Origin of the sequence: Shouchella rhizosphaerae (assembly GCF_900142675.1) — a bacterium.
Lineage (GTDB): Bacteria > Bacillota > Bacilli > Bacillales > Bacillaceae_D > Shouchella > Shouchella rhizosphaerae.
The window spans coordinates 401671-423364 of sequence record NZ_FRBS01000005.1 but is presented as its reverse complement, the minus strand read 5'-3'; the positions used below and the strand labels follow the sequence as shown (position 1 = coordinate 423364).

Sequence of the window (21694 nt, the reverse complement as noted above, 5' to 3'; positions counted from 1 at the left end):
AGTAGCCATGACGAAAAAAATGAACAAGTATAATGGGAAAAAACTTAGCCGTGGAGAACCTCCCAATTTTAGCGGCCAGCATTTTATGCACAATAAACGGCTGCTAAAGGAAATTGTTGATAAAGCTGACGTCTCTGTTCGTGATACGGTATTAGAGTTGGGGGCAGGAAAAGGCGCGTTGACGACGATTTTAAGCGAACGCGCGGACCGGGTTCTAGCCGTCGAGTATGACCAAAAGTGTGTTGAAGCGCTGCAATGGAAACTAGTTGGGTCAAAAAACGTGTCCATTCTTCATCAAGATATCATGAAGGTGACGTTGCCAACGGAACCGTTTGTTGTTGTTTCCAACATCCCTTATGCGATTACAACGGCGATCATGAAAATGCTGTTAAACAATCCAAAAAACAAACTACAACGGGGGGCAATTGTAATGGAGAAAGGAGCGGCAAAGCGGTTTACAAGCGTTTCGCCGAAAGACGCTTATGTGATGGCTTGGCACATGTGGTTTGACATCCATTACGAAAGGGGAATTTCCAGAAGTGCATTTTCGCCGCCGCCGAAAGTCGATTCTGCCCTTGTCCGCATTGTCCGCAAACAGCACCCGCTTTTTCCTTATAAGGAGGCGAAAGCGATGCATGGCTTTTTATCGTACGCACTAAACAACCCTAAAGCCCCTCTTGATCAGGTATTACGCGGAATTTTCACCGCCCCTCAAGCAAAAAAAGTGCGGCAAGCAATCGGCGTCAAACCTGAGACGCCAGTAGCCATGCTTCATGCTAGGCAGTGGGCGATTGTTTGTGACGCGATGGTTCGGCATGTTCCAAAAATGTATTGGCCAAGGAGAAAAAAGTAGGAGAGCATGTAAAAACGAATGAAAAATTTGTGAGGACATATAGACGCTGACCACGGGGATTTGCTACAATAAGATCAATAAACGGGCACGGAACAGGGTAAAAGCACGAAAAGAGAGGCGGCCACCTCTCTTTTCCATTCGCTTATGAGTTGCTGCTGTTCCGTTGTCCGCCTTTTTGACCAATCTCTTGGTAGAATTCTTTGTCATGGTTTTGGCTAGTCGTTTGTCCACCTTTTTTGCCAATTTCTTGGTAGAATTCTTTGTCGTGGTTGTTGCTAGTAGCTTCTCCGCCTTTTTCGCCAATTTCTTGGTAGAATTCTTTATCGTGGTTGCGGCTAGTGGCTTCTCCGCCTTTTTCGCCAATTTCTTGATAGAATTCTTTGTCGTGGTTGCGGCTAGTAGCTTCTCCGCCTTTTTCGCCAATTTCTTGATAGAATTCTTTGTCATGGTTGCGGCTTGTAGTTTCTCCGCCTTTTCTTCCTGCTTCCTCATAGCTCATTTTTCCGTTGTTTCCATTATTGTTGCGGTTATTGTTTTGTGCCATTTTTAATTCCTCCTTTAAGTAGTGTGGTATTTGTATACCTCAAAGAAATCAATTAAAACCCCCTTGTTTCATTTTGCTCTAATTATCCTAATAAAGTATCTTTCATTTCTATTATTGTATATTTTTGGGTTTTGTGTAAGTCTGTCGTTTTAAATATCGGGCAGAAGAATGGTAGGATCCTACATAGCTGGCTGTTTTGTCTGTCATAACTAACGATTCATTCTGCTGTAAACCTGTCTCATTAGGAAGGAAATCGCTTCTTGTTTCGCGAAAGGGTAATCGCTAAGACACTATGTAAAGAGGGTGGCCGTGTTTTGGTGTGTTTTCCATGTGGAAGACAAAAAACGGATGAAAAATTAACGAAAGTGAGTGTGTGAACAAATGGCTAAAATGCTCATTTTGACAGGGGACGCCGTAGAGGCGCTTGAAGTGTTTTATCCGTATTACCGTTTTCTTGAAGAAGGATTTGAGGTTGATATCGCCTCTCCTGCTGTGAAAAAGCTCTATACGGTAAACCATGATTTCGTTGAAGGGTACGAGACATTTGTAGAGAAGCCGTCTTATCAATTAGACAGCCACATTGCCTTTGAAAATGTGCGGCCTGATGAATATGCGGGTTTAATCATTCCTGGGGGACGGGCGCCAGAGTACATTCGTATCCACGAGCACACGGCAGCAATTGTCAATCATTTTCTTGATAATAATAAGCCAGTAGGAGCTATTTGTCACGCTGTACAAGTGCTAGCAGCAGTTGCAGGCGACCGCCTTAAAGGCAGAGCCCTGACAGCGTATACCGCTTGTGAGCCAGACGTGAAAGCACTAGGCGCCGAGTTCCGCAAAGAAACTGTTTATGTCGACGGCAACCTCGTCTCTGGCCACGCCTGGGATGATCTGCCACAGTTTATGCGCGAGTTTCTTAAGCTGACGCGGTAAAGTCATCGCGTTAACAGTAGTTTGAGGCCATCTCTGTGCGGAGATAGCCTCATCCCTTTCCTATTTAAGCATGAAGACTTGTTTTAGACCGAAGCTTTTTCCAGTGCGAAAACCGCCATTTTCGCTTTGATCACTTGTTTGATTTGTTCATTGCAAGGAATTAAATGGTTACGCAATGAGTCTGTCAAATCGGCTTTTGCAAATTGGTGTTTGGCTGTGCGCGTCCAAGCGATTAGCAATTCAGTGCCGACGTTAATCTTTACAATCCCTCTCGTTACACATTTTTGGATATCTTCATCCTTGACGCCTGTGCCGCCATGGAGAACTAAAGGGCGTGCATGGTTGTTGGCGATCGTCTCTAGCAAATCAAACTGCAAATTGGCTTTTGATTTGTATTGGCCGTGTGTTGTCCCAATAGACAAAGCGAGTGCATCGACAGTCACGTGTTGTAAGAACTGGCTGACCTCTTCTGGTTGAGTGAAGCTTACTTGCGTAGAATCGATCATGACTCCGTCTTCGGCACCGCCGATTATGCCGAGTTCCGCTTCGACGGAGACGTTGCGAGGGTGGGCATAGGCACTAACTTCTAATGTTTTTTCAATATTTTCTGCTATCGGGAGCGTTGAACCGTCGAACATCACAGATGAATAGCCTGCATCGACTGCCTGTTTGATTTTCGCAAAATCTGTTGCATGGTCAAGATGCAATGTAACCGGTACAGGAAGTTGCTCAGCAAGGGTTTTGACAACGGCGACAAATACGTCATAGCCTACATAATCGGCTGTGCCCGCTGTTGTTTGGATAATGATCGGCAAGTTTGTTTCCTTTGCTGCATGGAGCATAGCTGGAACCATTTCTAGACAATGGGCATTAAAGGCGCCGACAGCAATGCCTCGTTCTTTCGCGTAAGCAAGCGTTTCTTTTAAATTCGCATACATGATATTTCCACTCCTTTATTAATTAAACCATTCCAACACATACCCAAGCAAAATGCCAATCGTAATGACATCGGAGTCACTAAACGTGACATTTTCAAGGCCGAATGACCCGAGAACAGGGATTAATAGAGCTGGAAGCAATGTGATAAACAGACCGTGGACAATTCCGCCAATCGCTGCACCGCGGAAACCACCTATTGCATTGCCAAATATGCCAGCTGTGCCGCCGGCGAAAAAGTTGGTCAGCATTCCTGGCAAAATCATTGCTAGGCCAATGACCGGGAAGAACAGCATGCCGATGACCGTGCCAATGGTCGTGAAAATAAAGCCGACGATCACCGCATTCGGCGCATATGGGAATAACACAGGGCAGTCCAGCGCTGGAACAGAATTAGGTACAACGCGCTGGGCAATCCCTTTAAAAGCTGGAACAATTTCGCCAAGGAAGAGGCGGACGCCAGCGAGAAGTACGTAAACGCCGACAACAAATTGGATTGCTTGCATAAACGCGAAGACTAAATAGTGCATCCCGCCGGTATACGTTTCCATAAAGGCTGGTCCTGCAAAAACGGTTGGAATGAGGTAAATCGGAATCATGACAACCATCATCGATAGATATGTGTCTTGCAGAAATTCCAAGCTTTTTGGCAAGTTGATGTCTTCCGTGGACTTTTCTTTGTTGCCGACAAGTTTTGCCGTGCCTGCCTGGACAAGGTAGCCGAGTGTACAATAGTGACCTAATGCGATGTCATTTGAGCCTGTAATTTTGCGTACAAACGGTTGGGCGATCGCTGGCATAAGCACTGCCATTGAGCCAGCAATAACACCGCCGAGTATAATCAGCGTCAGGCCGCGGAGACCGCCCATGTAGCCGACGACGGAGCAAACAGTCGCCATCCACAATGAACCTTGCCCGGTTAAAAAGATGTATTTTATTGGCGTGAAGCGGGCAATTAAAAGGTTGACAGCAAACGCTAGGACCATAATCAAAGCCGTTTCTCGGCCAAGTGTTTGCTGGGCGATGCCGGCAATAGCGCCTACATCGGTGACAATGCCTCTCATCGCAAACGCTTCTTGGAAGACGTCGCCTAAAAACTGCAAAGTGCCTACAATAATTTGTGTACCTGCCAAAAGGACAAGAAAACCGAGCATTGTTTTCATTGTGCCTGAAACGATTTGGCCAATTGATTTTTTGAGGGCGATGAGGCCAATACAAGCAATGAGTGAGACTAGAATGGGTGCTTGTGATAAGATATCGTTTACTAAAAAATGCAAAATCTCCATTGGGGCGCCTCCCTTTTCATGATTGTCTCGTTATAGGGCTTGTTTTGCTTTTAGGACGGGAACAAGCTTTTCTTCAATTTCTTTTTGATCGACAAGCCGTTTTAAATAGAGAATTTCTGCTTCAATTTGGTAGTGTTTTAATTGCGATTCAAAATTTTGACCAGTAATTAAAATGTCTGCCCGTTGACTGCTTGCGGAAGAGATATCGCAGTGGTTCAGTTTTGCCTCAACTCCTAGTTTTTCGAGCACGGATTCCACCGCCATCTCACAGGCAAAACTGCTTCCAAGCCCTGCCCCGCACACCATTAAAATCGATAGTTTCTTTGCCATAATTATCCCTCCAATTGGATCAGTTGGTTTTCTTTAAAAGCCAATTGCAGAAGCTCTTTCGCCAAAGTAGGCGCTTGTTCAATTGCTGTAAGGGGAATGGCTTTGACGCGCCCTTCCTTTAACGCCACAAGCATCGCCTTTTCACCGTTAAGCAACGCATCGACCGCACATTGGCCCATCTGCTTGGCCATCAGGCAGTCATAGCTTGTCGGGTCACCTGCCCGTTGTGTGTAGCCAAGTATTGAGAGGCGCACTCGCTTTCCTGTTGATTCCTCAAGCGCTCGGGCAAGTGCAAACGACACGCCCTGGTCGCCAGCAGAAAAACGCTTGTTCAAATAGATGCCTTCAGATACGACAATAATGACGCTCTTTCCTCGTGCTGAGCGGGCATTTACTTCTGTAATGAACTTGTCTATATTGAGCTCATATTCAGGAAGGAGCACGATATCTGCGCTGGCAGCAACAGCAGCAGCAAGTGGAAGTTGGCCGCAGCGCCCACCAAAGGTTTCGACCATAAAAATCCGGCCTGGCAAGTTGGCTGCTGTTTGGCGGAGCCGGTGGAGCGACTCGGCAATCGCATTGACTGCTGTGTCATGGCCAATCGTGTATTCACTTCCGCCAATGTCGTTGTCGATCGTCATTGGCACAACGGCAACTGGCAAGCCTGCGCTTAACGATCTTGCCCCTTGTGCCGAGCCGTTGCCACCGCACACAATCAGGGCGTCGATGCAGTCTTGCTTTAATTTTTCGAGGACACGCTTTTGTCCCGCCTCATGGAGCATATGTGTGCTGCGGCCAGAAAAACATAACAACTCTCCCTGTTGCACAGCCTCCCTCGCTGTTGTTGGTGATATGGCGATAGGGTCCTGCTCAATGATCCCGTCAAATCCGCCATGATAGAAATAAAGGTTAACATCCGTCGTTTGGGCAATCGCCGCAATGGCACCATTTAGCCCTGGCGCATCGCCGCCGCTTGTAATTAAAGCAATGTTACGGACCGTCGACATAGGCTTTCTCCCCTTCTTCGTTGAGAACGATTCTGGTTAACGATTGCTTGGAGGTGGCGGCTTTTATTGCGTCTAGTCGCTGTTCGTCATTGATTAGTTTCACAATTGAACGAAACGCTTTTAAGTGTGAAAAACTGTCAGAAGCGGCCAAGCAAATCACAAGAAATACCGGGTCGTTATCTGGATTGCCGAATGGTATCGGCTCTGCTAGCTGGATAAAACTAACACTTAGCTCATTTACGCCGTCTTCTGGCCGAGCATGGGCGATCGCAACCCCTGGAGCAAGGACAATATAAGGCCCGTATTCATGCACAGAGGCGATCATCGCTTCTGCGTAATTTTTTGTAATGGCGCCGCTTCTTTCTAAAGGTTTAGCTGCCGCATAAATGGCTTCTTGCCAATTGGCGGCGCGAACGTTTAGTTCAATATGGTCTTCGCTCATTAGCTCGGCTAACAATGGCTGGATCACTCCTTCGTAGACTGGCAACTGATGTTTTTTAAATAGAGACGCTAATTCTTCCATAAACGGTTTAAGCATGAACGATTTGCTGTTTGCTTTTGCAATTTCTACAATCGAACGGAAGAAGTCTTCGTTCGTTGCTCCGTGCTTCTGCCGTTGCCTTTGTTTTGATTTCGCTATTTGCGCAATCGTTGTTTGGATTAAGGCTGTGTCCTCATCCTTGAAAAACGGGGACACTTGCAAGCAAGGCACACCTTTGATGGAAAGGGGCAATGTCGTTAAGACAAAGTCGACTTGCAATTTTTGGATGACATCGACTTCATAACGGGATAATGTGCCTAATACTTCAATGGAAGAAAAGCGCGCGTACAAGCTTTCTTCAATTAAACGGGCATTTGTAATGCCATGACCGCAAATAATGACCGTCCGGTACACAAGCGTTTGCCGTTTCAGTCGTTCAGAGGCGACGCAAGTATGCATCGTTAAATAGGCAATTTCATCGATTGGAATCGTTAGTTGCAGCGTTCGTTCCAATTCATTTCCTGCCAAGCGGCATGCAGCAAATAAATCAGGGTATTGTTTGACAATGACGTCGGCAATCGGGTTTTCAATCGGCAGCTCGTTTTTAAGTCGTCTTGCCATTGTTTGGATATGGGCATAAATACTTGAAAAATATTCTTGGTCGTTTACAAATGGTAGTCCTGTCTGCTTTGTGATGGAGTGCACAAAGTCCATAACAGCGACTTGGATTTGCCCCCAATTTCCTTCCATTTTGAATAAGAATTGCTCTTCCTTAGCAGTCGAAAGAAATAGCGATAATACGTAAATTTCGGTGTTCAGCTCTGTTACCGGTTTTTGAAAATCAAATGTTTGGGCAAGGGCAAATGCTTGTTTGTCCAACTGTTCTGGGACCATTACCTTCTCTGTCAATAAGTAGCCCATTTTGATGCGCTTTAGCGCTAGCAATGCATACAAGCCAATTTCTAAATGGGTTTCGTACGTAAAACGGCCATTCTTTTGCTGTTCGATTGTCCGAATCCATGCCAAAGTCTGTTCCAACGCAGTGGCTTCCACCAATTTACAGCAATAATCTTCAAAGAATGTGGCTGCTTCGCTTTGTTTCAACATGTCCAAGCCTCTATTACGGCAGGCCCGTTTCAAAAACCGGAAAAGCCAGCGCCGCTTCGCGAACTCTGAGCCGACGACGGCAAATCCTTCTTTAGGCAAACTGTCTATTCGCAAGTTGTCAGCAAGAAGCTCCGTCCGCAGCCGCTGAATGTCTTTGTCTACTGTGCTTTTACTCACTAGCAAGTGCTCGCAAATAGAAGGGACAGTCACTTTCTCCTCGGCGTAAAAGAAAGCGAATACGAGAAAAGCTTCGCGGTCGGCAGCATCGGGAAAATGGAGTGTGTCAGAACCAAGAAGCTTGTGGAGCACCTCTTGATCGCAGTCATAATAAACGCCTTTTTTCCGATTGCGCTTAAGCGGCGGCTGCTGATGATCCCTTAAATAATCATCGATTTCCTCGAGGGCATAACGGATTGTTCGCGCAGAGACTTGGAATGTTTCGGAAAGCGATTTAACGGGCACGTAGCCCTTATGCCTGACAATTTCTTGGAAGATTTCTGCATGTTTGCGTTTCATTCGCCACCCTCCTTTGGCTTAATCATATGTTACCGCTTTCACGATTTGAAGCTTAAAGTTCTTCCATTTTAAGCGGAAAAGAAGTAGGCGGCTAAGGCGGTCAGAGAAGGAAATGTAGGTGTTTTTTGTATGAATCTGAGAGTGTGATGATCAGTTTGTTAAAAGGAGAAGGGGAAATTTACGTTATTTATTAAAGAAGAAAAAGCGAAAGGGTTTAAGCTTATTAAAGAAACGGCCTCCCCGGATAGGGATAAAGCCGTTTTAACTAGCAAAATGCAAATTAAAGGTTGTCTGGATACTTCTATTCTCCGTGGTTGAGTAAATAAGTAGTTGTTAATAGTGATAGCCAGAATTAATACTCACACACTTCTAAACAATTGCCGTCCAAATCATAGAAGGCAAAATAACGGGCTCCATATTCTTTAAGTTCTTCTACTTGAACGCCATTGTTTTTTAAATGCACATACGCGCTTTCGGCATCGGCGACATAGAAATTGAAGGCGCTCCGTCTTGGCTGAAAATAAACGTCCTCGTCTGTAAGAAATAACGTAATCGATGTATCGCCAAACTTAACCGATTGGTATTCCCCTTCGTCTCCTTTCCAACCTGGGACGCCGCCTAGAATGTCGGTATACCATTTAAACGCTTGATCGATATTGCGAGTAGGCACAAAAACGGTGTCAATTCGTTGGAAAATGGCTGTCATGGCTAAGCCTCCTTTAATCGATGTGCGTATTTGTTCTACAGTCGCTAGAAAAACCCCTCTTTTTAATGAAAATAATTGCTTTCTACTATTAGAAACGTCTCCTGCCTTATTTGTAGTGGCAACTAAGCGCTGTTTACTAGCGATTTTACTAATATGATAAAATGGAAGCGTGCTTTATATAATTAAAAGAAACAAGAAAGGATTAGGATTTTGAGGTTATTGGAATTGATTCTTGTGGTGTTGGCAATCGCCGTGTTTTTATGGTTTGTTGTCAGCAAAACGAAGAAGCAGAAAATGATTGTTATTGGATTAGCAGCCCTCTATATAGTGGCCGTGCTGCATGTGATGGTTGAAGGGCCAAGGTGGCAAATGGCGTTCGCCTACTTGGTTCCGTTTTTGTTGACGATTGGAATGTTGTTTAGGAAACAAGGAAGAAGGCAAAAGCGTCTTTTGCACTGGGGCGGATATGGGCTCGCTGCTGTCTATGGGCTGGTGATGGTGGCAACCCCTTTGCTGTTGCCTGTCTTTTCATTTGAAAAGCCGACGGGCAAGTACCCAGTTGGAACAGAAACATTTTATCTAAAAGATGAGAACAGAGAAGATGCACCTACGATTGCAGGCGGGCGAGAACTGATGGTGCAAGTTTGGTATCCGAGCGAGAGCCAACAAGGAAAACGGGCTCCCTATACGAAAGACGTTGGCCCGATTACGGAAGGATTGGAACAAGCACTGTCAATCCCTGCCTGGGTGTTAAGCCATCTTCGTTATGTAAATACTTACGCTACAGAAGGCAGCCAAGTTTCCGAAAAGGCTGATACGTATCCCGTGATTGTTTTCTCCCATGGCATGACAGGGTTTCGCAACCAAAATACATTTCAGGTTGAAGAGTTGGCAAGCCATGGCTATATTGTTGTAGGCATTGACCACGCTTTTGATGCTGCTGCGACAGTCTATCCAGACGGACGCAGCGTTTTGCTGAGTGAAAACCAATTGACTGGGTTCGAACAGTTGGATGCCCATATGGACATTTGGGTAAAGGATATTTCGTTTGTTTTAGATGAACTTGAAAAATGGAATCGCTCAGGTATTGAAGGCGATTTTGAAGGCAAACTCGATTTAGAAAAAATCGGCATGTTTGGCCACTCTTATGGCGGGGCGGCAGCGGCGCAAATGCTTGCTCGCGATTCTCGAGTAAAAGTAGCTTTAAATATGGATGGGACATTATATGGAAGCGAGCCTCCGGCAAATGGATTTGCCAAGCCTTATTTGCAAATGAATGGCGAGAAAAGCATTGATAAAGCCGCCTTTGACGCTAAATTGGACCAAGCTGTGGCGCAAACCGGAAAGTCACGGGCTTCCTATGAAGCCTTTTGGGCCGAAAGCCAAACACGGCGGGAAACAGCGCTCCATGGCGGTGGGTATACAATGACGATTCCGCACACATCCCATATGAGCTTTACAGACTTTCACTTGTTTTCGCCGTTGCTTGAAAATAAAGGGGAACAGATTGAAGAAGTCCACCATCTTATCAATGACGTGAGCATTGCCTTTTTTGACGAGTATTTAGCAGGAAAAGCAACAGGGTTGTTGCAGGAACAAGCGAACAAACATCCTGAAGTCGGCCTTGAAGCCCCGTTTGCTCCTTGACAGAGGGAAGTAGGTAGGAGGAAAGCCAGTTGAGAGAAACTCAACTGGCTATTTAACTGCCCCACGCGTTACGTTGCTAATAATCCAACGCTGGGCGATTAAGTAGACGATAACTAATGGCAGCATCGCCAGCAAATAAGAAGCGAACGCCAAATTGTAATTTGTGCTAAATTCCGATTGGAAAATGTACTGTGTTAATGGCAACGTGGCGTCGGCTGGATTTGTCAGGATCACGAGCGGCAACAAAAAATCATTCCACGCGTATAAAGCAGTCAAAATCGCGACTGTTGCATTCATCGGCGCCAGCAACGGAAAAATCACTTTCCAAAAAGTTCCCCAAGCGCTGGCGCCATCCATAATTGCAGCCTCCTCAAGCTCAACAGGAATTGATTTAATATAGCCAACGTATATAAATACGTTGAAAGACAGTTGAAACACGATGTATAGGCAGATTAGCCCGAATACATTATCCATGTTCCAAATCGCGGTCTGCCGTACAAGAGGAAGCATAATGATCGGGAACGGCACGAACATCGCACTAACAAAGTAATAAAACAAAGCTTTAAAAAACCGTTTGTGCATATTACGGGCGATGGCGTACGAAACAAGGGAATTGCTGAGCACCGTTAGCACGACAACGGCTGCTGTTACCGTAAAGCTATTCGACAGGGCGTTAAAAAAGTTTGTTAATTCGATTGCATCTAGAAAGTTTTGAAAGCGCCATTCCTTTGGCATCGATAACAACGGTTCGCCCATTTCTGCTGGCGTCTTTAAAGCAATGTTGATCGTTAAGTAAAGCGGCAAGAGAATAAACAGTGAACCGAGCAAAAGCAGCCCTGTTACAAGCCAGTTTGTTTTGTTTTTTTTCATTACTGCTGCACCTCCCGTTTCTGCAAGATCCGGAGCTGGAAGAGAGACAAAGCGACAATGATAATGAAATAAATCACAGCGTTGGCCGATTGGTAGCCAAACTGGCCCCCTTGGAAGCCGCCGCGGTAGATGAGCACCGAAATCGATTCGGTTGCATAGCCAGGGCCGCCGCCTGTTAAGGCGATAATATGGTCAAATACCATGAGAAAGTTTTTGAGTGCAAGCACCATATTAATCGTAAAAAAAGGAGCAATGATCGGAAAGGTAATGCTCCAAAAGCGACGCCATGCTTTGGCGCCATCAATTGCAGCCGCTTCATATACATCTTCTGGAACCGTCTGCAACCCTGCTAAGTAAAGAATCGTATTAAACGCAGTTGCTTGCCAAACGGCCATCACGACGATGCCAATCCATGCGTAATCAGGGCTGCCAAGAATGTTAGTAGACAGCGTGCTTATGCCAAGCATGTCTGCCAATTGAGGCAAAAATAGTGTAAATATAAATTGAAAAATGAATCCGACGATTAAAACGCTTAGAATGTTAGGCATGAAATAGATGGCGCGCAATGTTTGTTTACATTTGATTTTTGCATGTAAGCCCAAGGCAATTGCCAGGCTAAGAATATTGACCAGGATCGTTGAAACAATCGCAAATTGGAATGTAAACCCGTACGCGCTCCAAGCACGCATATCGTTAAAGACATTTATATAATTGGACAGGCCGACAAAGTCCCAATCGCCATAGCCTTTCCAATTGGTAAAACTGTAAAACACGCCTTGCAAAAGCGGAAAGGTATGGAACAAGAAAAAGAGAAGCACAGCGGGAAGGGTCATAAGCAAAAACACCCGTTGTTTTGTTTTCATTGGTGGCTCCTTTCTAGTACCGCAGTTGGGTTTGGTCCCATTCCCGGTCCATTCGTTTCAAGAAATCTTGTTCATTTCCTCTGTACATAAACTCCTGTATCATATTTTCAACGCCCATTCCCGGCAAATAAAAATGGTCAGGAAAACTCGCAATATTCCCTTGTGCAAAATGTTCACGAATTCCCTCCATATAAGGATCGTCAGTGAGAACGCCTTCCAACACAGAAAACGCTGATTGTTCAGCCATATATTGCTCTGCCGGGGCTTCTTCTAGCATGAATGAGATAAACGCTTTTGCTTCTTCTGGGTGATTGGTGTCTTTAAGCGTTGCAAACAGGACATCGACGCCAGAAACGAGTTTGTTTTGCTCAGTGTCATCGGTGACGGGGAGTGGGAAGACGCCTAAATCCAGGTTAGGATTGGTTGTCAACAATTCAGGTACAGCCCAGTTGCCTTGGAAATAGAAGAGGCCGTTTTCTTGAGCAAACGCACGGTTCCCATCATCGTAACCAATCCCGTACATGCGGTCGTGGCCATAGTCAAGCAATGTTTGAATCTTACTAGTTACTTCCGTATGTGTAGCTTGGAATGTGAGGGAGCCTGCTGTTTTTTGAGCAGCAAATTCGTCAGGCTGGAGAACACCGGCAACAGCATTCCAAAGGGGCAGTGCAGTCCAAGCATCTTGTAACGTATAGTAAATTGGAATTTCGCCAGCCTCTTTTGCTATTTGTAAAGCGGCAATAAACTCCTCCCACGTTGTTGGCACATCAAGGCCAAGTTCCTCCAATTTCGTTTTGTTGTAAATGACCGTATTGGCGTTCGCGGCAAACGGCACGCCGTAGATACCGGTTTGTTTTGGCCCTTGCAGCTCTTTTACCATTTCTAAATAGGCTGGCTGGATACCCTCCAACAGAGACGTCTCTTCATAATCAACGAGCAAATTGGCTTGCGCCAGTTCGCCATATAGGGCATTTCCGCCAATCGCCAACATGTCGGGCATGTCATTTTTGACAAGCCGTGTACGCAGCAACGTCTCAGCGTCAGGAGGAGCATAAAGGTTAATGCGAATGCCTTCGTGCTCGGCTTCGAATTGGTCAATTAGCTTTTGATACGTGTTGATGTTTTCCGTTTTGTTCGAAAACAATTCGAGTTCAACAACCCCATCGCTAGAAGACTCGCCGTTGCAGCTGGCCATAAACAGGAGAGACGTGAACGCCAAGAATATGGTCAGGATTTGTTTCATGGAAAACGACTCCTTTCCTAATAAAAAACAATAGATCGATCCTTTTCGCGGGCGAGTTAATATCTTTCTCCGCAAATTATAGTAAACGTTTACGTTAGCGTCCTGCGTGGGAGTAAACGTTTTCGTATTCATTATCATTTCCGCAGGTCAGATTGTCAAGTATGTTCTGAAAGTTGTAGAACATGCAAAACAAGCACGCTTGCTTTTGACAAGAAGAAATCAACGATCGGTGCGTTTGCTAACTCTTACAATTTTGTCATGTACGCTATTTCGTTTGTCATCTAAATCAAAGGCAAGTGTGCAGCTTCCTCAGTAAAATGAAGGTACTTAAGAAGGAGGAAGCAGTCCATGGTTGTACTTGAAGCAGCAAATATTTGCAAACAATACGGAAACAAATGGAATAAGCAAGAAGTGTTGAAAGGACTTGACTTAACGATTGAAAAGGGCGAGTTTGTGAGCATTATGGGGGCTTCAGGCTCAGGGAAAACAACATTTTTGAATGTACTGTCGTCAATTGACCAAGTGACAAGTGGAACGATCATTATAGATGGGAAAGACATTACCACTATGAAAGAGCGGGAACTTGCTTGGTTTCGCCAAAGGCATTTAGGGTTTGTTTTCCAAGAATACCACTTGCTTGAGACGCTTACCGTCAAAGAGAATATTCTGTTGCCATTGTCGGTTATGGGGGCAGGCAAAAAAGAAGCAGACGAAGCGTTTCGGTCTGTTGCGGCAGAATTAGGCATTTACGAATTAAAAGACAAGTACCCTAATGAGCTGTCTGGTGGTCAGAAACAACGGACTTCAGCCGCCCGGGCATTTATTCACCAACCAAGTATGATTTTTGCCGATGAACCGACGGGGGCGCTTGATTCTAAATCGGCAACGGACTTGCTTAATAAACTCACTGAATTTAATCAAAAATACGAAGCAACGATTTTAATGGTGACGCATGATGCAGCAGCAGCCAGTTTTAGCAGCCGTGTTGTCTTTATTAAAGATGGACAAAAGTTTACAGAAGTGATGCAGCAAGACCGGACGAGAGAAGACCATTACGAAGAAATTATGAAAACCCAGGCCATTCTTGGGGGGATCAAGGCATGAATACAGGCCAACTGATCATGCGCAATTTGCGGAAAAACAGCAAAACGTACGGATTATACATTTTCTCATTAACTTTTAGTGCGGCACTCTATTTTGCCTTTGTGACGTTGCAATATGATCCGGCTCTTGACGAGGCGGCTGCATCGGTAAAAGGAGCTGCTGCCATTCGGTCCGCATCGGTTTTGCTTATCGCAATCATTGCGATCTTTTTGCTCTATGCCAATCGTTTGTTTTTAAAAAGGAGAAGCAAAGAAATCGGTTTATTTCAGTTGGTTGGCATGCGGAAAGGCCGGATTTTTTGGGTGCTGTCAGGGGAAAACGTGCTCGTTTACTTTGGCGCGCTAGCTATCGGCATTTTCATTGGCTTTTATTTGTCAAAGCTGGCAATGGTAAGCCTGTATCGCATTATTGGCGTTGAAACCGCTGCGAAACTACATTTCTCAGGCGCTGCTCTAACCCAGACGCTGCTTGTCTTTGCGGCTATTTGCATGCTAATGATGGCATTCACGTATGTCTATATCCGCAAGCAAACGATTCTGTCCTTGTTCCAAATCAAAGGCAAAACAGAGATGGTCGCACAAGGATTGCGTGCATTTGAGATTGCAATTGGCGTACTCGGCATTGTGTTGATTGGATTTGGCTATTGGTTATCCTCTAAATTGTTTGAAGGACAATTCGTCACACAGAATGAATTGTTTTTGGCGATGACGACCATTTTGGCCGCTTGTATTATCGGCACATGGTTGTTTTATAAAGGAACGGTTAGCTTTGTTGCGAAAGTGATTCGCCGCAAAAAGGATGGTTATTTGAACATTCGCGAAGTGATGTCCTTGTCGGCGCTCATGTTTCGAATGAAATCAAACGCTGTGTTGCTAACTGTCATTACAACCGTTTCGGCACTAGCGATTGGATTGCTGTCATTAAGTTATATTACCTATTATTCAGCAGAAAAATCTGCCAAACAATGGGTGCCGACTGACTTTGCTTTTACGAGTGTGGAAGATGCAGAAGCATTTAAAAACAAACTCGATCAAACCGGAGTTGACTATCAAGAACGTACGACTGAATTTATACAAGGGAATGTCAATGTAGAAGGGATTATTGCTTCGTCGACGGAAATGATGACCGGGACAGCACAAGAAATGGCGATCACAAGCGCTGCCTATATGACAGATGTCGATATCTCCCCTGACGAAGCGGTGTTAACTGGTTACAACGACTTGCTACAGCGGTTCGTCACGTTTAAAGAGGAAGGCGAAATCGTGATTGAACTTGGGGAAGAGACATTAAGCCAACACTATCGAGGCTTAAAGAAGGAATTTGTTCTCCCTTCTTTCTATAAAGTAGCGGGAGGAATGCCGACTGTTGTTGTCAATGAAGAGACGTTTGTTTCACTGAAAAAGCAACAAGAAGCAGAGACATCTTATGGCATTGATATTGTAAAAGAATCAGAAGTAGTTGAGGCGAATTCAGCTTATCAAGAAATGGATTTTCAAGAACAAAGTGAGTCACAATGGGCCATGGCTACAAATCAAAAAGCCCATATGGGTTTATACATGTTCATTGTTGCTTTCTTAGGGCTAACGTTTTTAATTACTTCAGGCTGTATTCTTTATTTTAAGCAAGTGGATGAAACAGAAGGAGAAAAGCACAATTATACGATTTTACGCAAGCTCGGTTTTAACCGTCGTCAGCTGGAAAAAGGCAGCTATGCCAAACAATTATTTGCGTTTGGTATTCCACTCCTTTTAGGCTTGTCCCATAGCTACTTTGCTGTACAATCAGGCTGGTTCTTTTTTGGCGGTGAATTGTGGACGCCGATGCTGCTGGTCATGGCTGTTTATACAGTACTCTATTCGATCTTTGCTTTGCTGTCTGTATCGCATACGAAAAAAGTCATAAAGGAATCGTTGTAACCAACACGAAGCGGACAACGCGGGCGTTCGTCAGAGCGCTCGCGTTGTCCGCTATCTTTAGTAGTGAAACACCTTTTTAATAGCCATTTACATATATGTCGGATATGTTTGGCGCCGATCATTAGTTGACAATGCCATGGTAAAGAATTTCCGTGTCCAGGTTAACCGAAATCGGTATTTGCGGATATAATTCTTTCCAATCGGTGTTTTGCCAATCGCGGTAATAAAAAGCACGCATATGTTTGCCAATCCCGTAATAATCGCAGTTTGCTGCTTGAATGATTTGGATCACTTCTTCGCACTCTTTTGTTAATTGCGCGGTAATGCGGTTATTCAAATCTTCGACATTCTCTTGAATGTAAAGTGAGTCTTTCGGGTATTCAATGACATTTAAAGTCAATTTCACATCAAATCCGACTTGGAATTGGCCAGCGCTGTTTTTCGTTAATTTCATGTTCGATTTGCGGTCCTCTATATCTACCGTTGCATAATTGTTCGCTTTTATCGCATTGTCATTGCTTACTTTGATATTTAAGCGCGGTTCTTTGTCTTGTTTTGGATTTAATAACAACAAGCGCAATGTTTGGTCCGCGCTTAATTCACCTGACATTTTGTTTTGATTAAACAAAGCCACCCCGTGCAACTCAATATTATGGTGGTCCATTACATGAAGAAGTGGCAAAACAAAATCGGTGCCTTTATCAAAGAGTAAGGAAAGGATATCTTCTAGCGAAGTTGTTGGAATATTCCCTGTGTTTTCTAAGCCGTAGAGCAGGTCCCCTAAGTAATTGCTAATAAGCGGTGTTTCTGCCGTTTTTACATGGAGGGCGTCTTTAGCTGGCCCATTGACAATACTGATGCGTGCATTGGTCGTGCTAACAGGAGAGCGGTAGTGCACATCAAGCATTGAGTAAATATTTTGTTCGGCCAGTCCTCTGCTTAATAACGTGACCCGGTTTTTGGAGGCAAACAAATCGCCTGACACTTTCCTATTCAATTGGATGCGGCTGTCCCGTGGAGTCGTCCCAACGGCTGAGATAATCGCGGGCATCGTCGAAGTGCCTACCGTAGCTCCAGACTGGTTTTGTGTGCCAGCACCGATTGTTACAATCGTTGTTTCAATTTTTCCATCATGCGTTTGGTCGAGTGCTTGGCTATAAATTAAATTAATATCTTTGACGAGCCGCTGGTCCCAACAGCCCGTTAACAGGATTAGCATAAGGACTGCTTGAATCGCTTTCACACTTTCGACCTCCTTTTAAAGACGATAGCAATTAGAAGCATAAGCAAAGGAATGGCAGCGTTCATTATTGTACCAAACTCGTCTGTTCTTGTTATCATTTGTCTGACTTGATACATGCTATCAGGCATGAGATTCACTAGAAAGGTGATGAGGAAAGCTAGGACAATATACAAATGGTAACGCTGAGAGCGGAACAATGTCATCGTACCGATCACCCCACAATAAACGTAAATCCCATAAGTCGTAATCACAATGACCGACCAAAGGCATAGAAAAATCAAATCGATCCGCTCTACAATTGGAAATGAAAACGACTTGATTAAATAGAGAAACGGTTCCGGCAACAGCTTCAGTTCTCCAGCGCTAAATGACGTGTAACAGGCAACGACAACAATTAAATAAATAAATGTAACGACCCAATGAGCTAGTGAAACAACCTTTATTTTCTCGGCGGCAGTCGCTTTCACGTATGGAAAAATCAAGCTCATGACAATATAGCCATTAATGGCGAAAGAAGCAGCCAACGTCCCTTTCATAAGCCCCTTCGGTTCAGTAACGCCGATCGGCAGCAAATTTAAAAAATCGGCATTATGAAAAAAACCACCAATCATGACGATTGGGATAAGGAGAATGAGCGGAGCAGTCAAGACAAACATCCGCGCTTTTTGATCAAGCGTACTTAATAAAAGTGGCAAACATGTAATGATAATCAAGGCCATAAAAACAGGCTCAGGCGTTTTGGTTAAAATCCAAATAACAAGGAGTTGCGTGAAGTTTTTCAACACAAGCGCTGCCGTATAAATAAAATAAGCAATGTAGATAAGAGTGAGGACTTTTCCAGCAAAAACGCCCAATATTTTTTCGCAAATTGAAAATAAATGGTCATTGGGGAAGCGTTTATGGAGCAGCCATAGGACAAAAATGGCGATTTGCACTAGAATGGCCGAAATCAGCAAAGAAATCCACCCATCTGTTTGCGCTTCCTTGTAAAGGGAGTATGGCAATGAAAGAATGCCAATTCCAATTTGTGCTTGTACATAAAACCAAAACAACTGTGTTTTCCCTAAACGTTTGTTGGTTTCCATTGCGTATCATCCCCCCTTTCGTGACTCCCGTTTTGAATGGGGAGACGCATAACGGGTATGCTGTTGGATCAACCAAGTTGGGAACCGCAGCAAACCATCTTTGACGCCTTTAAGACGAAAAGGCGCAAGCGGCGAAAAGTAAGGCACCCCATATGAATCAAGTTTGACAAGATGCATGAGAATAGCAAAGAAAGACAAGATGACCCCGATCAAACCGAAAGCAGCGCTTGCGAGCATGAGCGGGAAGCGAATGAGGCGAACGACTGAACTCATTTCCGTGTTCGGAATGACATAAGAAGCAATCGCGGTAATAGCGACGACAATAATCATCATATTGGACACAAGCCCGGCATTGACAACGGCTTCGCCTATAACAAGGCCTCCAACAATGCCAATCGTTTGACCAATTGGCGCCGGCAGCCTTACACCTGCTTCACGGATGAGCTCGATCGTGAGTTCCATAATGAGCGCTTCAACGAGCGGTGGGTATGGAATATTTTGCAAGGAGCTTTTGACAGAAATAATCAACGGTTGCGGAATGATTTCAAAATGAAACGCAACTAAGGAAATATACAAAGATGGCACAAAGACAGCAATGCAAAGCGCTAGCAAACGAACTGAGCGCAAAAAGCTTCCCAGGAAAAAATGAAAATTGTAGTCATCAACAGACTGCAAAAAACTAAAAAATGAAACAGGCAAAATCAAAGCAGTCGGATTGCCTTCCATTAAAACCGCAATCCGTCCTTCTGCCATATTTCCAGCGACGACATCTGGCCGTTCTGAATAAAGAACTTGTGGGAAAATCGACCGTTTTGACTGTTGCAGCAGCTCGTTTAAAACACCAGGCGAAATGGTGATATCTTGGTTAATCGCTTCTAGCTTTTTCATCAATTCTGCTAGTACAGTAGCAGAAGCTCTGTCGTGCATATAGACAACAGCGACGTCTTTTTTAATCGTTTTTCCTATCTTTTTTTTGCGGACGATCACCTTATCCGTCGCAGCTTGCCTGCGGATAAGATGAAGATTGACTAGAAGGCTTTCAATAAAGCCCTCATGTGTTCCCTGGAGGGCGCGCTCATTTGTCGGTTCCTCTATGCTACGGTTTATCGATAAGGCTGCCTCTACCATAAAAAAAGACGGGCCTTGGTCATAGAGAACAATAGCAGCTTGCCCCTTATAAAGAAGAGGCACACATTCTGCAACAGTCGCTTTTTTTTTCAAGGAAGCAGAAGCGAGCGCTTCTTGGAGAGACCGCTTTGAGGCAGGGGCCTGATTCAATTGTTTAAAAATAATATTCTCTAGCCATTTCTCATCAACTAATGAATCTAAAAACAAGACAAACCCGTGCAAGCCTTGGTAGGTGAATTCACGAAAAACAAGATCATCTGTGCCATGCACAGCTGCTGTTAATTTGTTTTTAATCTCTTTAAGTTCGCTCATCTAAACCACCCTCTACTTGCTAATAGGCTTACTATTTCCTAAGAGTGGTTCTTTATACGGCAGCCAAGGTGATTTTAGCCATAACGATGCCATTGTTTGGGCAGCGGTGCGTTGAGGAGTGAAGAATCGACTGATCGCTTCGAGGATTGGGTAGCGCCTGCTTTTTATAAATCTAAATAAAAGGATAAATGACGTGATTGTATGCTATTAACTGGGTTTCATACTCTCTTTTTTACTATATACATTCATTTAAAGGGTTAAAATGTATTTTTACTAGGCCTTAGTTCTTAATTGTTTCTTCTTCACTGGCAGTTTATGCTCCTTTTCTTTGTTTATTTTAATTAAACGGAAGAAGGCGAATTTGAAAAAAGGGTTGATTGCGACTGTCATGTTGGCTTATAGTGGTTACTGGATTGATTGGCCTCATTTTACAATTGGGGAAATGTTGGACGTTTTTTCAGTGTCTGGCAATACAATAGTATGGATGGTGCCAAATGATGGAGGAGGATTATTTGTGAATAAAATGAAATGGTTTTTGCTTGTGCCTTTCAGCACGCTTGCATTAGCGGCTTGTGGAAGCGACAATACAAGCGGTAACGGTGGACAAGAGGCAGAAGCGGAAACTGAACCTGCAGCGGAAACAGAAGAGCTAACGGCTGAAGACGTATTAGTAAAAACAAGTGAAGCGATGGAAGCTCTTGATAGTTTTCGTATGGAAATGTCAATGGATTATGGGATGGAGTACGAGGGCCAGCCGTTTGAAATGTCCATTGGCATGACGGCTGATATGATTCAAGAGCCCCTATCGGCTTATTTGAGCACGACTATTTCCGATTCAGAAACAGGTATGGATTTTACAACAGACCAATACATGGTTGACGATACTTTTTACATGCAAAATCCACTTGGACCAGAGTGGATGAAGTATGATATGAGCGAAGATCCAGCATTTGCAACAGAAATGGAAATCGATACGCAAGAACAGCTTGACGTATTGAAAAGCGTCGCGGAACATATTGCCCTTGAGGAAGAGGAAGGGTCGTATGTCTTAAAAGTAGACGGATCAGATGAAGAAATGAACGCATTGGTTCAATCTTTTATGGAAATGGGCCAAGAAGGCGCGCTTCCAACTGAAGAAGACATGGCATTAATGGAAGGCTTTGGATTAAAAAACGTTACCTACACGATTTATGTCAATAAAGAGACGTATCTTCAAGAAAAAATGGTAATGGATTTTGAGATGGCTTTTGACGATGAAAGCGAAAGTGAAAGCTTTAGTATGTCTGGTACTGCCGAAGCAACTTACTCGAAATTCAATGAGTTTGACGAGATTGATATTCCACAAGAAGTGTTAGACAATGCTGTTGATGGTGCAGAAATGGAAGCACAATGGGAAGCTGAGATCGATGCCCTTGAAGACATTGAAGGCCTCGAAGATGTTGAAGGGTTCGAAGAAATTCTTGAAGATATTGAAGAAGAGAATGGCGAATAATCATTTGCAACAACACGCGTCCTTTTGATCAAGGGCGCGTTTTTTTATGCCCACTTTTTCAAAAAAAAGCACACTCATTAGCCACTATGTTT

The 21694-nt window shown here is 44.2% G+C and carries 19 protein-coding genes; 6 read left to right on the top strand and 13 right to left on the bottom strand.

Annotated features, from left to right (window positions below):
- The first annotated feature begins 7 nt into the window (after positions 1-7).
- Positions 8-853 (top strand): 23S ribosomal RNA methyltransferase Erm, encoded by an 846-nt coding sequence (erm, locus tag BUC05_RS16205; protein WP_035203329.1) that lies wholly within the window; start codon positions 8-10, stop codon positions 851-853.
- Between the two features lie 142 nt (positions 854-995).
- Here erm and gsiB read toward each other — a convergent pair whose 3' ends face one another.
- A complete protein-coding gene (gene gsiB / locus BUC05_RS16200) occupies positions 996-1397 on the bottom strand; it encodes a glucose starvation-inducible protein GsiB (RefSeq protein WP_011248345.1) in 402 nt (133 codons plus the stop codon).
- Between the two features lie 381 nt (positions 1398-1778).
- On the opposite strand from gsiB, the gene BUC05_RS16195 reads away from it, so the two are divergent.
- Positions 1779-2330 carry a DJ-1/PfpI family protein gene (locus BUC05_RS16195; RefSeq protein ID WP_011248344.1) on the top strand — a complete coding sequence of 184 codons (552 nt, stop codon included), beginning with the start codon at positions 1779-1781 and terminating at the stop codon, positions 2328-2330.
- Between the two features lie 83 nt (positions 2331-2413).
- Here BUC05_RS16195 and BUC05_RS16190 read toward each other — a convergent pair whose 3' ends face one another.
- The 6 genes from BUC05_RS16190 to BUC05_RS16165 form a co-directional block, all read right to left on the bottom strand.
- A complete protein-coding gene (locus tag BUC05_RS16190) occupies positions 2414-3268 on the bottom strand; it encodes a class II fructose-bisphosphate aldolase (RefSeq protein WP_011248343.1) in 855 nt (284 codons plus the stop codon).
- A gap of 18 nt (positions 3269-3286) precedes the next feature.
- Positions 3287-4552, bottom strand: coding sequence for a PTS sugar transporter subunit IIC (locus BUC05_RS16185; RefSeq protein ID WP_011248342.1), 1266 nt, complete (start codon positions 4550-4552; stop codon positions 3287-3289).
- Positions 4553-4582: 30 nt separating this feature from the next.
- Positions 4583-4882 (bottom strand): PTS sugar transporter subunit IIB, encoded by a 300-nt coding sequence (locus tag BUC05_RS16180; RefSeq protein ID WP_011248341.1) that lies wholly within the window; start codon positions 4880-4882, stop codon positions 4583-4585.
- Between the two features lie 2 nt (positions 4883-4884).
- Positions 4885-5889: a 6-phosphofructokinase gene (locus tag BUC05_RS16175; RefSeq protein ID WP_073305362.1), complete on the bottom strand. Its 1005-nt coding sequence runs from the start codon at positions 5887-5889 to the stop codon at positions 4885-4887.
- On the bottom strand, positions 5873-7993 hold the full coding sequence (locus tag BUC05_RS16170; protein WP_073305360.1) for a BglG family transcription antiterminator: 2121 nt from the start codon (positions 7991-7993) through the stop codon (positions 5873-5875). The genes BUC05_RS16175 and BUC05_RS16170 overlap by 17 nt, the downstream gene beginning before the upstream one ends.
- A gap of 352 nt (positions 7994-8345) precedes the next feature.
- Positions 8346-8699 carry a VOC family protein gene (locus tag BUC05_RS16165; protein ID WP_073305358.1) on the bottom strand — a complete coding sequence of 118 codons (354 nt, stop codon included), beginning with the start codon at positions 8697-8699 and terminating at the stop codon, positions 8346-8348.
- 210 nt (positions 8700-8909) lie between these two features.
- Between BUC05_RS16165 and BUC05_RS16160 the strand changes: the two genes are divergently transcribed.
- Complete coding sequence (locus BUC05_RS16160; protein WP_073305356.1) at positions 8910-10346, top strand: alpha/beta hydrolase; 1437 nt, start codon at positions 8910-8912, stop codon at positions 10344-10346.
- A 48-nt stretch (positions 10347-10394) separates the two neighbouring features.
- On the opposite strand, the gene BUC05_RS16155 is transcribed toward BUC05_RS16160, so the two are convergent.
- From BUC05_RS16155 to BUC05_RS16145, 3 genes are read right to left on the bottom strand one after another with little or no spacing between them, the layout of a single operon-like run.
- Entirely contained in the window at positions 10395-11216 is an 822-nt protein-coding gene (locus tag BUC05_RS16155; protein ID WP_063609201.1) for a carbohydrate ABC transporter permease, read from the bottom strand.
- Entirely contained in the window at positions 11216-12079 is an 864-nt protein-coding gene (locus BUC05_RS16150; protein ID WP_035203316.1) for a carbohydrate ABC transporter permease, read from the bottom strand. Before BUC05_RS16150 ends, BUC05_RS16155 begins: the two co-directional genes overlap by 1 nt.
- A gap of 13 nt (positions 12080-12092) precedes the next feature.
- On the bottom strand, positions 12093-13322 hold the full coding sequence (locus BUC05_RS16145) for an ABC transporter substrate-binding protein (protein WP_073305355.1): 1230 nt from the start codon (positions 13320-13322) through the stop codon (positions 12093-12095).
- Between the two features lie 348 nt (positions 13323-13670).
- Between BUC05_RS16145 and BUC05_RS16140 the strand changes: the two genes are divergently transcribed.
- Together BUC05_RS16140 and BUC05_RS16135 are read left to right on the top strand one after the other, a co-directional pair.
- A complete protein-coding gene (locus BUC05_RS16140) occupies positions 13671-14426 on the top strand; it encodes an ABC transporter ATP-binding protein (RefSeq protein WP_073305353.1) in 756 nt (251 codons plus the stop codon).
- On the top strand, positions 14423-16342 hold the full coding sequence (locus tag BUC05_RS16135; RefSeq protein ID WP_073305351.1) for an ABC transporter permease: 1920 nt from the start codon (positions 14423-14425) through the stop codon (positions 16340-16342). The genes BUC05_RS16140 and BUC05_RS16135 overlap by 4 nt, the downstream gene beginning before the upstream one ends.
- Positions 16343-16463: 121 nt before the next feature.
- Here BUC05_RS16135 and BUC05_RS16130 read toward each other — a convergent pair whose 3' ends face one another.
- The 3 genes from BUC05_RS16130 to BUC05_RS16120 are packed head-to-tail and all read right to left on the bottom strand — an operon-like array spanning position 16464 to position 20110.
- Complete coding sequence (locus BUC05_RS16130; RefSeq protein WP_073305349.1) at positions 16464-17585, bottom strand: Ger(x)C family spore germination protein; 1122 nt, start codon at positions 17583-17585, stop codon at positions 16464-16466.
- Positions 17582-18670, bottom strand: a complete 1089-nt coding sequence (locus BUC05_RS16125) for a GerAB/ArcD/ProY family transporter (RefSeq protein WP_073305346.1) — start codon at positions 18668-18670, stop codon at positions 17582-17584. Before BUC05_RS16125 ends, BUC05_RS16130 begins: the two co-directional genes overlap by 4 nt.
- Positions 18671-18676: 6 nt before the next feature.
- On the bottom strand, positions 18677-20110 hold the full coding sequence (locus BUC05_RS16120; protein WP_051881177.1) for a spore germination protein: 1434 nt from the start codon (positions 20108-20110) through the stop codon (positions 18677-18679).
- Positions 20111-20471: 361 nt separating this feature from the next.
- Between BUC05_RS16120 and BUC05_RS16115 the strand changes: the two genes are divergently transcribed.
- Positions 20472-21602 (top strand): DUF6612 family protein, encoded by a 1131-nt coding sequence (locus BUC05_RS16115; protein ID WP_035203301.1) that lies wholly within the window; start codon positions 20472-20474, stop codon positions 21600-21602.
- Positions 21603-21694 lie beyond the last annotated feature (92 nt).

Excerpts from the sequence above, each read along its gene's own strand:
- erm (WP_035203329.1), top strand. The coding sequence starts at position 8 with ATGACGAAAAAAATGAACAAGTATAATGGGAAAAAACTTAGCCGTGGA.
- gsiB (WP_011248345.1), bottom strand. The coding sequence starts at position 1,397 with ATGGCACAAAACAATAACCGCAACAATAATGGAAACAACGGAAAAATG.
- BUC05_RS16195 (WP_011248344.1), top strand. The coding sequence starts at position 1,779 with ATGGCTAAAATGCTCATTTTGACAGGGGACGCCGTAGAGGCGCTTGAA.
- BUC05_RS16190 (WP_011248343.1), bottom strand. The coding sequence starts at position 3,268 with ATGTATGCGAATTTAAAAGAAACGCTTGCTTACGCGAAAGAACGAGGC.
- BUC05_RS16185 (WP_011248342.1), bottom strand. The coding sequence starts at position 4,552 with ATGGAGATTTTGCATTTTTTAGTAAACGATATCTTATCACAAGCACCC.
- BUC05_RS16180 (WP_011248341.1), bottom strand. The coding sequence starts at position 4,882 with ATGGCAAAGAAACTATCGATTTTAATGGTGTGCGGGGCAGGGCTTGGA.
- BUC05_RS16175 (WP_073305362.1), bottom strand. The coding sequence starts at position 5,889 with ATGTCGACGGTCCGTAACATTGCTTTAATTACAAGCGGCGGCGATGCG.
- BUC05_RS16170 (WP_073305360.1), bottom strand. The coding sequence starts at position 7,993 with ATGAAACGCAAACATGCAGAAATCTTCCAAGAAATTGTCAGGCATAAG.
- BUC05_RS16165 (WP_073305358.1), bottom strand. The coding sequence starts at position 8,699 with ATGACAGCCATTTTCCAACGAATTGACACCGTTTTTGTGCCTACTCGC.
- BUC05_RS16155 (WP_063609201.1), bottom strand. The coding sequence starts at position 11,216 with ATGAAAAAAAACAAAACAAACTGGCTTGTAACAGGGCTGCTTTTGCTC.
- BUC05_RS16150 (WP_035203316.1), bottom strand. The coding sequence starts at position 12,079 with ATGAAAACAAAACAACGGGTGTTTTTGCTTATGACCCTTCCCGCTGTG.
- BUC05_RS16145 (WP_073305355.1), bottom strand. The coding sequence starts at position 13,322 with ATGAAACAAATCCTGACCATATTCTTGGCGTTCACGTCTCTCCTGTTT.
- BUC05_RS16140 (WP_073305353.1), top strand. The coding sequence starts at position 13,671 with ATGGTTGTACTTGAAGCAGCAAATATTTGCAAACAATACGGAAACAAA.
- BUC05_RS16135 (WP_073305351.1), top strand. The coding sequence starts at position 14,423 with ATGAATACAGGCCAACTGATCATGCGCAATTTGCGGAAAAACAGCAAA.
- BUC05_RS16125 (WP_073305346.1), bottom strand. The coding sequence starts at position 18,670 with ATGGAAACCAACAAACGTTTAGGGAAAACACAGTTGTTTTGGTTTTAT.
- BUC05_RS16120 (WP_051881177.1), bottom strand. The coding sequence starts at position 20,110 with ATGAGCGAACTTAAAGAGATTAAAAACAAATTAACAGCAGCTGTGCAT.